This is a genomic window from Cellulomonas jepli, assembly GCF_047229345.1.
Taxonomy (GTDB): Bacteria; Actinomycetota; Actinomycetes; order Actinomycetales; family Cellulomonadaceae; genus Cellulomonas_A.
Window position 1 is genome coordinate 66207 of the sequence record NZ_JBFTER010000007.1, and the last position, 15240, is coordinate 81446.

Sequence of the window (15240 nt, forward strand, 5' to 3'; positions counted from 1 at the left end):
GGTGCCGGCGGGCCGTGGTCGGTCAGCGGGCGGGTGCCGTCGTGGCCCGCTCCGTCAGGACGGGGGCCAGCAGGCGGGTCTCGGCGGGCTGGTCGCCGGCCACGCGGGACATCGCCATCTCGACCGCGACGCGGCCGATCGCGTGTGCGGGGATGTCCACGGACGTCAGGGGGACGGGTTGGCCGACGGCGATGTCCTGGGGGCACACCGCGACGAGCGACAGGTCGTCGGGGATCGTGCGGCCGCGCTCGCGCAGCGTCGCGATCACGGCCGGCAGCGCGACCTCGTTGTGCACGACGAGCCCGGTCACGTGCGGCATCCGGGCGAGCACGCGGTCGACGGCGTCGACGGCGCCGGAGTGCGACGACTCGCACGGCTCGTACGCGTGGTCGAGCCCGAGCTCGGCGGACTGCTGCGTGAAGCCCCGGTGCATCCGGTCGGCGTAGGAGGTGTGCCGCTCGAGCACCGCGGTGGGGGAGCCGATGAGCGCGACCTGGCGGTGACCGAGCTGCGCGAGGTGGCGCACGGCGGTGCGCCCGGCGGCCTCGAAGTCGAGGTCCACGCACGAGAGGCCCTCGGTTCTGGTCGGCAGGCCGATGAGCACCGCGGGCTGGCGCAGGCCGGCGAGCACGGGGACGCGCGGGTCGTCGGCCTCGATGTCCATCATGATCAGCGCGTCCACCATCGAGCCGTCGGCGACGCGCTCGAGGCCCGCGGAGTCGTCCTGCGTGAGCAGCAGGACGTCGTGGTCGAACGTGCGCGCGCTCGTGACGACGCCGGTGACGAACTGCATGATCACGCTGACGTTCACGTCGACGCGCAGGGGCGCCATGAGCGCGAGCACGTTGGTCCGGCTCGACGCGAGGGCGCGCGCGCCGGCGTGCGGGCGGTAGCCGAGCTCGCGGATGCTGCGCTCGACGCGCTGGCGCGTGGGGCCGGAGATCGGCCGCTTGCCGGACAGGACGTAGGAGACGGTCGAGGTCGAGACGCCTGCGGCGCGTGCCACGTCGTCGATGGTTGCCACGGTGTGCCCCTGTCGTGTCCGTGCGCACGTCGCTTCTCGCGCGCCGCACGGGGCTGGTCGGTCGTCGCTCACCCTAGCGCCGGGAGGCGTGCGAGCGGCGCTCCGACGCGTTATCGAAACATTGCGGAAGCGCTTCGATTTGATGCGCCTGCAAAGATCGCTGCGCGCGGCGCATATGTCCCTGGACATGCGGGCGAGCGCGCGGCTACGGTGTTGAACCGCTTCGACGATTGCTATTCGCGCGTACTTGCACGCACGTCGTCGCCCCTTTCTCCCGACCACGACCGGAGGTTCCCCGCGTGAGCAGCCCGACGCCGACCCGGCCCGGCCTCGCCGCCCTCACGGGTGAGCTGGGGCTGCTGTACGGCGGCGACTACAACCCGGAGCAGTGGCCGCGCCACGTCTGGGACGAGGACGTCGCGCTCATGCAGGCGGCCGGGGTCAACCTCGTGACGGTCGGGGTGTTCAGCTGGGCGACCCTCGAGCCCCGGCCCGGCGAGCACGAGCTCGGCTGGCTCGACGAGGTCCTCGACCTGCTGCACGCCGGTGGCGTCGCGGTCGACCTCGCGACCCCCACCGCGTCGCCGCCCCCGTGGCTCGGGCTGCGCTGGCCGGAGACCCTCGCGGTCACGCCCGACGGCGTGCGGCTCAGCCACGGCTCGCGCAACCACTTCTGCCCGTCCTCGCCCGTGTACCGCGAGCGCGCGCTCGGGATCGCCCGGGTGCTCGTCGAGCGGTACGCCGCGCACCCCGCCGTGCGGATGTGGCACATCGGCAACGAGTACGGGCAGGTCTGCTCGTGCGACCTGTGCGCCGCGGGCTTCCGCACGTGGCTCGAGCGGCGGTACGGCACCGTCGCGGAGCTCAACCGCGCGTGGGGCACCACGTTCTGGAGCCAGCGCTACGACGACTGGAGCGAGGTCGTCCCGCCGCGGGCCGCGCCGTACCTGATCAACCCGACGCAGGTGCTCGACCACCGGCGCTTCGCGTCCGACCAGCTCCTCGCGCTCTACACCGAGCAGCGCGACCTCGTCCGGGCCCACGCGCCGCGGACCCCGGTCACGACGAACTTCATGGGCTTCCACCACGCGACCGACTACTGGCGGTGGGCGCCCGAGGTCGACGTGGTGGCCGACGACACCTACGGCGACCCCGCGGACCCCGAGTCGCGCGTGCTGCAGTCGCTCAGCCACGACCTCATGCGCTCGCTGCGCGGCGGGGAGCCGTGGCTGCTCATGGAGCAGGCCGTGAGCGCGGTCAACTGGCGCCCGCACAACCTGCCGAAGTCCCCGGCGCAGGCGCGGCTCGACTCGCTGCGTGCGGTCGCCCGTGGTGCCGACGGGTCCTGCTACTTCCAGTGGCGGGCGTCGACGTTCGGCGCGGAGCGGTTCCACTCGGCGCTCGTGCCGCACGCCGGCCCCGACACGCGCCTGCACCGCGCGGTCCGCGCGCACGGCGCCGAGCTCCGGTCGCTCGCACAGGTCGCCGGCACCCGCGTCGAGGCGCGCACCGCGCTCGTCTTCGACTGGTCGAGCTGGTGGGCGGCCGAGGAGCGCGCTCAGCCCAGCGACCGGCTCCGGGTGCTGCCCCAGGTGCTCGCGTACTACCGGGCCCTGTGGCGCGCGGGCGTCGCGGTCGACGTCGTGCACCCCGGCGGCGACCTGACCGGGTACGACCTCGTCGTCGTCCCCCAGCTCTACCTCGTGGACGACGACGACGCCCGCCACCTGCGCGGCGTCGTCGAGCGGGGCGGGGTGCTCGTGCTCGGACCGTTCTCGGGTGTCGCCGACCGGGACGGGCACGTGCGGACCGGGCGCTTCCCCGTGCCCTTCGCCGACGTCGTCGGCGCCTCGGGCGAGGAGTTCTGCCCACTGCCCGACGACGGCGTGCCGGTGACGTCCCCCGGGCTCGGGGACTTCACCGGGACCGTGTGGGGCGAGCGCCTGCGCCTCGACGGCGGCGAGGCCGTCGCGACGTTCGCGGGCGCCGACCTGGACGGGTGCCCCGCGGTCGTCCGCCACCGGACCGCCGGCACCGTGCGCGCCGGGGAGACCTGGTACGTCGCGACCGTCCCGCCGCGCGCGGTGCTCGACGACGTGCTGACCCGCGCGGCGCGCGCCGCCGGCGTCACGGGCGCCGTCCCCGGTGCGTCGCCCCTGCCCGACGGTGTCGAGGCGGTCCGCCGCGGCGACGTCCTGTTCCTGCTCAACACCTCGCCCGTCGCGCACGAGCTCGCGCTCGACGGGACCCACCACGACCTGCTCTCCGGAACCGACACCACGGGCACGGTCCGCCTCGAAGCCGAGGACGCCGTCGCCCTGATCGAGAGGACCTCATGAAGTTCACCGACGGCTACTGGCAGGTCCTGCCCGGGGTCACGATCCTGCGCCCGCAGGCGGTCGACGACGTCGTCGCCGGCGACGAGAACCTCACCGTCTACGCCGCGACGGGCCCGCTCGAGAAGCGCGGCGACACGCTCAACCGCCCGCTCATCACGGTCTCGTTCGACTCGCCGATGGACGACGTGGTGGGCGTGACGATCGAGCACTTCCAGGGCGGGCTCAACCGGGGCCCCGAGTTCGAGATCGCCCGCTCGGTCGCCGACGTCAAGGTCGCGGGCCCGGACCTCGCGGGCGAGCCCGTCGCGACGTTCCGCTCGGGCGCGCTGACCGCACGCGTGCAGACCGAGGGGGAGTGGGGCGTCGACTTCCTCGCGGGCGGCCGCACGCTGACCACGTCCACCCCGCGGAGCATCGGCGTCATCACCGACGCCGAGGGCCGGCACTTCGTGCGCGAGCAGCTGACGCTCGGCGTCGGCGAGCACGTGTACGGCCTCGGCGAGCGCTTCGGCGCCCTCGTGAAGAACGGCCAGACGGTCGACATCTGGAACGCCGACGGCGGCACCGCGAGCGACCAGGCGTACAAGAACGTGCCGTTCTACCTGACGGACCAGGGCTACGGCGTGCTCGTCGACCAGCCCGAGCGCGTGTCGTTCGAGGTCGGCACCGAGGTCGTCTCGCGCGCGCAGTTCAGCGTCGAGGGCCAGTCGCTGCGCTACTACGTGATCTACGGTCCGACGCCCAAGGACGTGCTGCGCAAGCTCACGGCGCTCACCGGGCGCCCCGCGCGCGTCCCCGAGTGGTCGTACGGGCTGTGGCTGTCGACGTCGTTCACGACCGACTACGACGAGAAGACGGTCACGAGCTTCATCGACGGGATGGCCGAGCGCGACCTGCCGCTGTCGGTGTTCCACTTCGACTGCTTCTGGATGCGCCAGTTCCACTGGTGCGACTTCGTGTGGGACCCGGCGACGTTCCCGGACCCGGAGGCGATGCTCGCGCGCCTCAAGGCCAAGGGCCTCAAGATCTGCGTCTGGATCAACCCGTACATCGCGCAGCGCTCGGAGCTGTTCGCGGAGGGTCGTGAGCGCGGCTACCTCGTGAAGAACCCGGACGGGTCCGTGTGGCAGTGGAACCTGTGGCAGGCGGGCATGGCGCTCGTCGACTTCACGAACCCCGAGGCGACCGCCTGGTACCAGAGCAAGCTGCGCGTGCTGCTCGACCAGGGTGTCGACGCGTTCAAGACGGACTTCGGCGAGCGCATCCCCACGGACGTGGTCTGGCACGACGGCTCCGACCCGGAGGGCATGCACAACTACTACACGCACCTGTACAACAAGGCCGTCTTCGAGCTCCTCGAGGAGGAGAAGGGCGAGGGCGAGGCCGTGCTGTTCGCGCGGTCGGCGACGGTCGGCGGGCAGCAGTTCCCGGTGCACTGGGGCGGGGACTGCGAGTCGACGTTCGTCTCGATGGCCGAGTCGCTGCGCGGCGGGCTCTCGCTCGCGCTCTCGGGCTTCGGGTTCTGGAGCCACGACATCGGCGGCTTCGAGGGCACCCCGGACGCGGCGGTCTTCAAGCGCTGGCTCGCGTTCGGCCTGCTGTCCTCGCACAGCCGCCTGCACGGGTCCGACTCCTACCGCGTCCCGTGGGCGTTCGACGACGAGGCCGTCGACGTGACGCGCCACTTCACGCGGCTCAAGCTCTCGCTCATGCCGTACCTCGCCCGCATCGGCGCCCAGGCGCACGAGGAGGGGGTGCCGGTGATGCGGCCGATGGTGCTCGAGTTCCCGGACGACCGGGGCGCGGCGACCGTCGACACGCAGTACATGCTCGGTGACAGCCTGCTCGTCGCGCCGGTGTTCAACGCGGAGGGCGACGTCGAGGTGTACGTGCCCGAGGGCACGTGGACGCACCTGCTCACCGGCGAGACCGTCACCGGTCCGCGCTGGGTGCGCGAGCGTCACGGCTACGACTCGCTGCCGCTGCTCGTGCGTCCCGGGACCGTGCTGCCGGTCGGCGCGCGCACGGACCGGCCCGACTACGACTACGCCGACCGCGTCACGCTGCGGCTGTTCGAGCTCGCGGACGGCCACCGCTCGGTGACGCACGTCCCCGGCCCCGACGGTGCGCCGGGCGCGACGTTCACGGTGACGCGGGACGGGTCGCGGGTGCAGGTCGAGGCCGCCGGCACGAGCGCGCCGTGGTCCGTCCAGGTGGGCACGGGCGAGCCGGTCGCTGCGGCCCCGGGCGCGACGCGCGTCGACCTGGACGTCTGAGCCGCCTGTGCGGCCGTCCGCAGACTCACCCCGTCGAGACGTTCTCGGCGGGGTGCGGTCCGTGTATCGTATCGATTCGATACGTGTCCGGGTCGCGCGCGCGCCTCACCAGCGCCGCCGCCGCCCCCTCCGCACCACCACCGCACGACCTGCCTCGCAGGTACCTCTCACCCCGAAGGACTCCCGATGACGAGCTCGCGCGCCTCCGGTCGCACGTTCCCCGCCGACTTCCTCTGGGGGAGCGCCACGGCGTCCTACCAGATCGAGGGCGCCGTGACCGAGGACGGCCGCGGGCCGTCGATCTGGGACACGTTCTCCGCCACGCCCGGCAAGACCCTCAACGGGGACACCGGGGCGGTCGCCGCCGACCACTACCACCGGGTCGACGAGGACGTCGCCCTCATGAAGGACCTCGGCCTGCACGCCTACCGGTTCTCGATCGCGTGGCCGCGCGTGCAGCCGACCGGCTCGGGCGCCTTCAACCCGAAGGGCCTCGACTTCTACTCCCGGCTCGTCGACCAGCTGCGCGGTGCCGAGATCGCCCCCGTGGTCACGCTCTACCACTGGGACCTCCCGCAGCCGCTCGAGGACGCGGGCGGCTGGCCGAACCGCGACACGGCGTACCGGTTCGCGGAGTACGCGGGCAAGGTCGCCGAGGTGCTCGGTGACCGCGTCGAGATCTGGACCACGTTCAACGAGCCGTGGTGCTCGGCCTACCTCGGCTACGCGTCCGGCGTGCACGCCCCGGGCCGCAACAGCCACGCCGACTCGCTCGCCGCGGCGCACCACCTCAACCTCGCGCACGGCCTCGGCGGTCGCGCGATCCGCGAGGTCCTCCCCGACGCGAAGCTCTCGATCACGCTCAACCTGCACGTGACGCGGGCCGCGAGCACCGCACCCGAGGACGTCGACGCCAAGCGCCGCATCGACAACCTCGCGAACGAGATCTTCCTGCAGCCGGTGCTCGAGGGCCGGTACCCCGAGGAGCTCATCGCCGACACCGCGTCGGTGACGGACTGGTCGTTCGTGCACGACGGCGACGCGGAGCTCTGCCAGGTCCCGCTCAGCGTCCTCGGCATCAACTACTACTCGACGGGCCTCGTGAAGAAGCGCGAGGGCGAGTACGTCCCCGGCGACGGCACGCCCGGCCCCGACGGCCACAAGTCCTCGCCCGTGAGCGCATGGCCCGCCGCCGACGACGTCGAGTGGCTCCCGCAGCCCGGCCCGTACACGGCGATGGGCTGGAACATCGAGCCCGAGGGCCTCACCGAGCTCCTCGTCGACGTGCACACGCGCTACCCCGACGTGCCGCTCGCAGTCACCGAGAACGGCGCCGCGTTCTACGACACGGTCGCCGAGGACGGTCGCGTCCACGACGTCGACCGCGTCACCTACCTGCACGACCACATCGACGCCGTCGGCGACGCGATCGACAAGGGCGTGGACGTCCGCGGCTACTTCGTGTGGTCGCTCATGGACAACTTCGAGTGGGCGTACGGCTACGACCGCCGCTTCGGCATCGTGCACGTCGACTACGACACGCTCGTGCGCACCCGCAAGGACTCGTCGTACTGGTACGCCGAGCTCGTCCGCACGAACACGATCCCGACGATCGAGTCGGCGGCCGACCTGACCTGACCGCCGCGGGCGGCCGGCTGACGGCCGCTCCCCGGCACCGACGAACGCGCACCGGACCTCACGGCCCGGTGCGCGTTCGTCGTCCACGACCCCGCGCTGCACCCGGCGGTGCGCTCGGCGCGGGGCGACACGACGGCGGCCCTCGACCCGCGAGCGCCTGGTGGGACGCGACCGCCGCGCACGCGCCGCCCCGTGGCGCGCGAGAGGATGGGCACGTGCCGAAGGGACGACGTTCGACGAAGCGCCCGTACGGCGCGCCCGTCGAGCCGCTCGACCTCGACCGCGTCCGGGGCGGGCGCTCGACCGAGTCCGGGCCGGACGGCGAGTGGACCGTGCAGCGCGTCGGGGCCTCCGAGCGCAGCTACCGCTGCCCGGGCTGCGACCAGCTCGTGGGCCCGGGGGTCGCGCACGTCGTCGCGTGGCCGACCGACCACCTGTTCGGTGCGGACGCGGCGCTCGCGGACCGCCGGCACTGGCACGCGTCGTGCTGGTCGGCGCGCACGCGCCGCCGTCCCGGTCGTTAGCCTCGGCGCATGCCGTCCCTCCTGCGGGCCCCGCGCCTCGTCGCGACCGACCTCGACGGCACGCTCCTGCGCAGCGACGGGACGGTCTCGCCGCGCACCCGCGCCGCGCTCGTCGCCGCCGAGCGCGCGGGGATCGAGGTCGTCTTCGTCACGGCACGGCCGCCGCGCTGGCTGCACGACGTGCGCGACGTCGTCGGGCGGCACGGGGTCGCGATCTGCGCGAACGGGGCCGCGGTCCTCGACGTGCGCGCCGACGTCGTGCTCGCCGAGCGGGCGATGGACAGCGGCGTGGTGTCCGCGCTCGTGGCCCGCGTGCGGGACCGGCTCCCCGGCACCCGGTTCGCGGTCGAGCGCCGGGCCGGGATCCTCGCGGAGCAGGGCTTCGTCGGCCCGCACCCCCTCCCGGTCGGCGCCCCGGTGGTCGACGCCCTGGAGACCGCGCTCGACGACGCGACCTACAAGCTCCTCGCGCGCCGCCCCGGCGAGGACCCCGCGGCCTTCCTGCGCGACGTGGCCGCCGTGCTCGGGCCCGACGCCGTGCTCGCCGACTCCGGGGCGGTCGGACTCGCCGAGGTCACCGGGCCGGGCGTCACGAAGGCCTCGACGCTCGCGACGTGGGCTGCCCAGCGCGGGCTCGGGCCCGACGACGTGTGGGCGTTCGGCGACGCCCCGAACGACCTGCCGATGCTCGCGTGGGCGGGCGTGTCGTTCGCCGTCGGCAACGCCCACCCGGACGTCGCGGGCGCCGCGAGCCGCCGGTGCGGGACGAACGACGACGACGGCGTCGCGGAGCAGCTCGAGGGCGCGCTCGGGCTGCTCGAGGACGTCCCGGAGCACGTCCGCCCGGCGCGCTGAGGCCCGGCACGCGCGGCTAGTCTCGGGGGCGATGAGCACCGACGACGCCCCGACCGGCGAACCGACCCCCGTCCGCGCGCTGACCGTCCTACCTGCGCACCGCGAGGACATCGAGCTGCACACCGCCGACGGCCTCACGCTCGTCGGCGAGCTCGCACGCCCGGTCGCCGAGGACGGCAGCCTGCCGGCCCCGGCCGCGACCCTCGTGACGCTGCACCCGCTGCCGACGCACGGCGGGTACATGGACTCCCACGTGCTGCGCAAGGCGTCGTGGCGGCTGCCCGCGATGGCCGGCGTCGCGGTGCTCCGGTTCAACACGCGCGGCACGAGCAGCCCGCGCGGGACGAGCCAGGGGGCGTTCGACGGCGGCGTCGGCGAGCGGCTCGACGTGCACGCCGCGATCGAGTACGCCGAGTTCCACGACCTGCCGAACCGCTGGCTCGTCGGCTGGTCCTTCGGCACCGAGCTCGCGCTCATGCACGGCAGGGACCCGTCGATCGAGGGCGCGATCCTGCTCTCGCCGCCCCTGCACCGAGCGACGGACGCCGACCTCGACGCGTGGGACGCGTTCGGCAAGCCGCTCGTCGTGCTCGTCCCCGAGCTCGACGACTACCTCCGCCCGCCCGAGGCCCGCGAGCGGTTCGCGCGCGTCCGGCACGCCGAGGTCATCGGGGTGGACGGCGCGAAGCACCTGTGGGTCGGCGAGCCGGCCGTGCGGCGCGTGCTCGACGAGATCGTCGGCCACGTGCTGCCGGGCGCCCCCGTCCCGCTGCCGACCACCTGGGCCGGGGAGAGCACCACCGCCGACGTCCAGGAGCCCGCATGAGCACCGCACCCGACCCCGCCGACCTGGTACTGCCGGTCCGTACCTACGCCGACGGCACCGGACGCGCGCACCACCACGCCGCGCTGCCCGTCGTCCTCCTGCACGCCTTCCCGTTCGACGCCCGGATGTGGGACGCCGTCGCCGCGGCGCTCCCGGCCGACCGCCCGGTGCTCGCGCTCGACCTGCCGGGTCACGGCGCCGCGGCCGGGCTGACGCCCGCGGAGCCCTCGCTCGAGGCCGTGGCGGACGCCGTCGCGGCGTCGCTGTCCGAGGTCGGTGTCGAGCGCGCGGTCGTCGCGGGGCTCTCGATGGGCGGGTACGTCGCGCTGGCCCTCCTGGAGCGGCACCCCGGGCTCGTCGCAGGACTCGGGCTGCTCGACACGCGCGCGACCGCGGACGCCGACGAGGCGCGCGCGAACCGGCTGCGGGTCGCGGCCGCCGTCGAGGAGTCCGCGGCCGTCGACGAGGTGCGCCCGATGGCGCGCGCGGTGCTCGGCGCCACGACGCTCGCCGGCCGCCCCGAGGTCGTCGACCAGGTCGCGGTGTGGGTCGGCGAGCAGCCGCCCGCCGGGGTCGCGTGGTCGCAGCGCGCGATGGCCGCCCGGCCCGAGCGCACCGCGGCGCTGGCCGCGTACGCCGGCCCGGTGCTGCTGCTCGTCGGCGAGGAGGACACGATCACTCCCCTCGCGGACGCCGAGCGGATGCGGACCGCCGCGCCGCACGCGGAGCTCGTCGTGGTGCCCGGCGCGGGCCACCTGAGCGCGGTCGAGCAGCCCGGGCCGGTCGCGATCGCGCTCGAGCGCCTCGCCGGCCGGGCCGACGCCGCGGGGGAGGGCGACCGCGAGCGGTGATCGCCCGGTCGGTGAGCCGCACGGGTCGGGGTCCCAGCCTCGCGGGATCTTGACCTCGCAGGATCCCGACCGTTCGGGATCCTGACCTCTCAAAATCCTGACCTCCCGGACCTCCCGGACCTCCCGGACCTCCCGGACCTCCCGGACCTCCCGGACCTCCCGGACCTCCCGGACCTCGCGGACCTCGGACCTCGCGAACTTCGCGGACCGCGCCGACCTCACGGCCTCGGGCCGCGTGCACCGGTCGTGCAGCGACCCGGCCGGGGCGACGGCCCGGCCGGCGTCGAGCGCGGTCGGGGTCAGGCCACGCCCACCCTCAGGCGGCGTCAGCGCCCCAGCGCGCGGGCTAGCGCGTCGGGCAGGTCGAGGGACTCCCCGTCCTTGCCGCCCGCGCCGATGACGAGCGGCGGGTCCTGCGGTGTCAGCGTCGTGCCGCGCAGCTGGGCCCGCAGGCTCGTCGGGACGCCCAGGACGTAGTACTCACCGTCGGTGCCGACGGCGACCTTCTCGTCGCGGCGCAGGTACCAACCCGTGTGCGGGGTCCGGTACCGGTGCCGACCGTCGTAGCTGTGCGCCCGCAGCGGCACGGGGGCGACGCCGCGCGCCCGTGCGGTCTCGACGAACTCAGCGAGGAGCGCGCGGGCCCGCGTCGACTCCGCGAGCCGCCGCCGTTCGAGGGCCTCGGCGTGCACGGCGGCGGCCTCCCGGCGCTGCGTGCGCCAGTCGTCGCCCGTGGATGCGCTCACTCGCGGGTCCGCGCGCGACTCACCGGCGGGCCTTCGACGGGCGCGGGGTCGACGACCGGGCGTCGCCGCCGGTCGCGGTCCGGTCCGCCGCGGGCTCCGCGTCGTCGTCCTGGGTCGCGCCCTCGGTCCGCGCGTCCTGCCCGGCGGGCTCCTGCTCTGCCGCGGGCTCCTGCCCGGCGGCCGGCTCCTGCTCTGCCGCGGGCTCCTGCTCGGCCGCCAGCTCCTGCACCGCCGGGGCCGCGCCGGTCTCGGCGTCCGACGTCCCGTCGCGCGCGTCGTCCACGTCGCGCGCGTCCTCGTCCGCGTCGGCCTGCACCTCGGTCGCGGCGGCGTCGTCGCGTGCGTCCCCGTCCTGGGCCTCGTCGTCCCGCGTCTCGACCTGCTCGCCACCGGGCGCGCCGTCCGACGCCGTCGTCCCCGCCTCGCGCGCGTCGACCTCCGCCGTCGCGTCGTCGCGCGCACCCTCGGGAGCCGCGTCGTCGCGCGCACCGTCGGGAGCCGCGTCGTCGCGCGCACCGTCGGGCGCGGCCGGGTCGGCGACGTCGTCCGCGGAGCCCGCCGAGCCGACCTGCGGGGCGGCGCTGTCCGGTCGCGTGGGCCGGTCGGCCTCGCCCGACGCGGCGGCGGGCGTGCTCGAGCGGCCGGGGAGCTCCGCCTGGCGCGCCGACGAGGGCTCAGCTTCGTCGTCACCGGCGGAGGGCACCGAGGAGATCGCCGCCGCGCGCGCCCGTCCGGCCGCCGAGACGGGGGAGGGGCGCTTGCCGGCGGGGCGGCCCTGGGGGCGGTTCGCGGGGCGCGCGGGGGTGCGCGGAGCGGGCTCCGGCTCGCTGCTCGCGACCGGCTCCGGCGCCGCTGCGGCGAGCTTGGCCTCGGCCTGCTCCGCGCGCTCGAGCGTCGTCCGGCTCGGGACGGGGTCGTTGCCGAGCAGGTTGCGCAGCTCGTCGAGGTAGGACGTGATCGACTCGCGCTGGCGGTTGAGCTCCTCGACCTGCCGCTGCGCGGTCGTCCGCTCGCGCTCGGACTCGGTGAGCGCGTCCGACAGGGACTTCTCGGCGTACTCGCGCGCCTCGGCGACGACCCGGTCGGCCGTGCGGCGGGCGTCGGACAGCAGCTCCTTGGCGTGGGCCTCGGAGTCGACCCGGACCCGCTCCGCCTGCTCGAGCGCCTGCGCGACCCGCACCTCGGCGTCGGCGGCGTGCGCCTCGGCGTCCCGGACGAGCCGCTCGGTCTCCGCGCGCGCCGTCTCGTGCCGCGCGGCGTCCGCGTGCTCGGCCTCCTCGTGCCGCGCGGCGATCGACAGCTCGGCGTCGGCGAGCGCCTGCTCGGCACGCTGGAGCATCTCCTCGGCCTGCGCCCGCGCAGCCGCGACGATCTCGGCTCCGGTCCGGCGCGCGTCCGTGAGCGCACGCTCGACCTCGACCCGGGCGGCCTCGCGCTGCTCCGCGAGCTCACGCTCGGTGCGGTCACGCAGCTCGGTCGTCTCGCGGTCCGTGGCGTCCCGGAGCTCGTCCGTCTCACGCTCGACGGAGGACCGCAGGTGCACGGTCTCGTGCACCGTCCGCTCACGCAGCTCGGTCGTCTCGCGCTCCGCCTGCGCGCGGATCTCGGCGGCGTAGTGCTCGGCCTCGAGCCGCAGCGCCGAGATCGACTGCTCGGCCTCGGCCCGCAGGGCGGCGATCTCGTCGCCCACGGCCGCCCGCAGCTCGCCCGTCTCGCGCTCCGCGCTCGCCCGCACCGACCCCGCGTACTGCTCGGCCTCGCCGCGCAGCCCCGCGACCTCGGCGGCGACCTGGTGCTCGAGCGCCGCGGCCTCCCGCTCGGCACGGGCGCGCACGCCGTCGGCGTACTCCTGCGCCTCGGCGCGGAGCGACGTCGACTCCGCCGCGATCTGCTGCCGGGCCTCGGCGACCTCGGTCGCGACGACGGACCGCTGCATCGCGGCGTAGCGCTCGGCCTCGGCGCGCAGCCCCGCGAGCTCGCCCTCGACCCGCTGGCGCAGCGCGGTGGTCTCGGCGTCCGCGCTCTGGCGGAGGTCCTGCGCGTAGCGCTCGGCCTCCTCGCGCTGCGCGGTGGTCTCCGCCTCGGTCGTCGACCGCAGCTCGCTCGCCGCCCGCTCGGTCGAGATGCGCAGCTCGGTCGCCTCGCGCTCGACCGTCGCCCGGAGCGTCCCGAGCTCCCGCTCGAGGGACGTGCGGCGCTCGCTCTCCTCGGTGTTGAGCGCGGAGTGGATGCGGGCGGCCTCGCGCTCCGCGGACCCGAGGAGCTCCTCGGCCCGGCGCTGCGCGGCCACCACGGTGCTCTCGGCCTCGGTGCCCGCGGTCGTCCGCAGCTCCTCGGCCTCGCGCCGCGCCGTCGCGAGCATCTCGCCGACCTCGTTCTCGGCGCGCGAGCGGAGCTGGCCGGCCGCGAGCTTGGCGCGCGCGAGGGCGTCGGACGCCTGCGCGTTCGCCTGCTGCACGACGTCGGACGACTGCTCCTCGGCGGAGCGCAGGAGCTGCTCGATGCGCGAGCCCAGACCGGAGTACGTCGGACGCTCGGCCTCGCGCAGGTGCCGCTGCGCCTCGGAGAGCTCGCCGGCCATCTGCATCGCCCTGCCGTCGAGCTGCTCGACCTGGTCGCGGGCCTCGCTGAGCGCCTGCTCGAGCGCCTTGATCCTCGCGTCGACGGGTCCTCGGTCGTACCCGCGGAAGTTGACGACGGGGAAGGGCGAACGGTCCTCGGGCACGGGATCCTCCTGGGCGCGTCGGCGCCGGTCCGCGGGCGCCTCGATCGAGGCGCGGGGCAAGTCGGCCGGTAGTCCTCGGGCAGGATATCGGTCCTCGTGAGAGGGCCGAACCGTGCCCCGACCAGCATGTCGCACACCCGCCCGTTCTGCCCCGGCCGAGGGTTCCGCCTATCCTGGGTCGTCACGTTCGAGAGGACCCCGCGTGCTCCAGAGACTCATCGCCGCCGTTCTCGGCGTGCTCGGCCTCGTGGTCGGCGGGCTCGGCGTCGCCTCGGCGACCGCCTGGCGCGCCGACGACGTGCTCGTCGCCGACGCCCGTACCTCGGGCGACACCCGGATCGTCACGACCGACGCCGGGGTGCTCGAGCTCGCCGGTGACCCGGTCACCGTCCGCGTCACCGCCGCCGACGACTCCCCGGTCGTCCTCGCCGTCGGTCGCGACACGGACGTCGCCGCCTGGGTCGGCGAGGACGCGCACGTGCGCGTCACGGGCCTGTCCGGCTGGCACGAGCTGCGCACGACCGCGGTCGAGCCCGAGCCCGCACCGTCGGCCGAGGGCACCGCCCCGGCCGACGAGGCCGCTGCTCCCGCGGACCCTGCCGCCGACCCGGCCGCCGACCCCGCCGCCGCGGAGGCTGCCGACGCGCCGCCCGCGATCCCGAACCCCGCGGGTTCCGACCTCTGGGTCCTCGAGGAGAGCGGCGTCGGCAGCGCCACGCTCACGTGGCCCGCTCAGCCGGGCCGCTGGAGCCTGGTCGCCGTGAGCCTGGGCGAGGCGGCACCCGTCGTCGAGCTGAGCTGGCCCCGGACCGTCACGACGCCGTGGCTCTGGCCGTGCGTCGCCGTGGGCGCCCTGCTGCTGCTCACGGCCCTCGCGCTCGCGGTGCGGCTGTGGCTGCGCGCGCGCCGCGGCGAGGACACGTCCGCGTGGCACCCCGTCGGCACCGGCCCGGTCCCCGTGGTCGCAGGTGCGGGCGCAGTCGCAGGCGCTGGTGCAGGCGTCGGCACCGCCGCAGTCGGCACCGACACGGGCGAGACGGTCGTGCTCACGCGCCGGCAGATGCGCGACGCCGGGCTGACGGGGGAGACCCGGTCCCGCCGCCGCGAGCGTGCGGGCCGAGCAGCGACCGGCGAGCAGCAGGCGCTGCCCGCCGACGCACCGGCCCGGGTCGCCCGGGGCACGTCGCCCACCGAGACCGCACCGCCGACCGACGCGCCGGTGCCGCGCTGGGCGGCTGCCGCTGCCGCCGTCCCCACCACGACCCGGACGGCCCCGCCCACGGAGGACGCCCGTCCGCCGTGGGGACGCGCCGTGCCCGGTGCGGCGCCGCGCCCGTCGGCGGACGACCCGGCTCCCGGTGCCTCTCGCCCTGCCGCAGCCGCACCCGCCTCGACGGGTCCGTCCGACCGGCCGTCGGGCGCGCCCGCTCCCGCGC

General features: G+C 75.5%; 10 protein-coding genes and 1 pseudogene. 8 read left to right on the plus strand and 3 right to left on the minus strand.

Going from position 1 to position 15240, the window contains the following annotated elements; all coding sequences use genetic code 11:
- Window positions 1–22: 22 nt before the first annotated feature.
- Window positions 23–1024 carry a LacI family DNA-binding transcriptional regulator gene (locus AB6N24_RS03045; protein ID WP_412867955.1) on the minus strand — a complete coding sequence of 334 codons (1002 nt, stop codon included), beginning with the start codon at window positions 1022–1024 and terminating at the stop codon, window positions 23–25.
- Window positions 1025–1323: 299 nt separating this feature from the next.
- Here AB6N24_RS03045 and AB6N24_RS03050 point away from each other — a divergent pair, with 299 nt between their 5' ends.
- The 7 genes from AB6N24_RS03050 to AB6N24_RS03080 all read left to right on the plus strand — a co-directional run bounded on the left by AB6N24_RS03050 (window position 1324) and on the right by AB6N24_RS03080 (window position 10333).
- A complete protein-coding gene (locus AB6N24_RS03050) occupies window positions 1324–3363 on the plus strand; it encodes a beta-galactosidase (protein WP_412867956.1) in 2040 nt (679 codons plus the stop codon).
- Window positions 3360–5639: an alpha-xylosidase gene (gene yicI / locus AB6N24_RS03055; protein WP_412867957.1), complete on the plus strand. Its 2280-nt coding sequence runs from the start codon at window positions 3360–3362 to the stop codon at window positions 5637–5639. Before AB6N24_RS03050 ends, yicI begins: the two co-directional genes overlap by 4 nt.
- Window positions 5640–5825: 186 nt before the next feature.
- Window positions 5826–7277 carry a GH1 family beta-glucosidase gene (locus AB6N24_RS03060; protein ID WP_412867958.1) on the plus strand — a complete coding sequence of 484 codons (1452 nt, stop codon included), beginning with the start codon at window positions 5826–5828 and terminating at the stop codon, window positions 7275–7277.
- 215 nt (window positions 7278–7492) lie between these two features.
- The gene (locus tag AB6N24_RS03065; RefSeq protein WP_412867959.1) at window positions 7493–7801 is read left to right on the plus strand and encodes a hypothetical protein; all 309 of its coding nucleotides are present in this window, start codon (window positions 7493–7495) and stop codon (window positions 7799–7801) included.
- Between the two features lie 9 nt (window positions 7802–7810).
- Window positions 7811–8656 carry an HAD family hydrolase gene (locus AB6N24_RS03070; RefSeq protein WP_412867960.1) on the plus strand — a complete coding sequence of 282 codons (846 nt, stop codon included), beginning with the start codon at window positions 7811–7813 and terminating at the stop codon, window positions 8654–8656.
- Window positions 8657–8687: 31 nt separating this feature from the next.
- Window positions 8688–9482 (plus strand): alpha/beta hydrolase, encoded by a 795-nt coding sequence (locus tag AB6N24_RS03075; protein WP_412867961.1) that lies wholly within the window; start codon window positions 8688–8690, stop codon window positions 9480–9482.
- Window positions 9479–10333, plus strand: coding sequence for an alpha/beta fold hydrolase (locus AB6N24_RS03080; RefSeq protein WP_412867962.1), 855 nt, complete (start codon window positions 9479–9481; stop codon window positions 10331–10333). Before AB6N24_RS03075 ends, AB6N24_RS03080 begins: the two co-directional genes overlap by 4 nt.
- 326 nt (window positions 10334–10659) lie before the next feature.
- Here the strand turns inward: AB6N24_RS03080 and AB6N24_RS03085 are convergent, their stop codons facing one another.
- Together AB6N24_RS03085 and AB6N24_RS03090 are read right to left on the minus strand one after the other, a co-directional pair.
- Window positions 10660–11079: a hypothetical protein gene (locus AB6N24_RS03085; protein ID WP_412867963.1), complete on the minus strand. Its 420-nt coding sequence runs from the start codon at window positions 11077–11079 to the stop codon at window positions 10660–10662.
- A 19-nt stretch (window positions 11080–11098) separates the two neighbouring features.
- Complete coding sequence (locus AB6N24_RS03090; protein WP_412867964.1) at window positions 11099–13804, minus strand: coiled-coil domain-containing protein; 2706 nt, start codon at window positions 13802–13804, stop codon at window positions 11099–11101.
- Between the two features lie 202 nt (window positions 13805–14006).
- Between AB6N24_RS03090 and AB6N24_RS03095 the strand changes: the two are divergent.
- A pseudogene (locus AB6N24_RS03095) lies at window positions 14007–15240 on the plus strand (hypothetical protein); the annotation flags it as partial.

Coding starts and splice junctions, on each gene's coding strand:
- AB6N24_RS03070 (WP_412867960.1), top strand. CDS start 7,811: ATGCCGTCCCTCCTGCGGGCCCCGCGCCTCGTCGCGACCGACCTCGAC.
- AB6N24_RS03060 (WP_412867958.1), top strand. CDS start 5,826: ATGACGAGCTCGCGCGCCTCCGGTCGCACGTTCCCCGCCGACTTCCTC.
- AB6N24_RS03075 (WP_412867961.1), top strand. CDS start 8,688: ATGAGCACCGACGACGCCCCGACCGGCGAACCGACCCCCGTCCGCGCG.
- yicI (WP_412867957.1), top strand. CDS start 3,360: ATGAAGTTCACCGACGGCTACTGGCAGGTCCTGCCCGGGGTCACGATC.
- AB6N24_RS03080 (WP_412867962.1), top strand. CDS start 9,479: ATGAGCACCGCACCCGACCCCGCCGACCTGGTACTGCCGGTCCGTACC.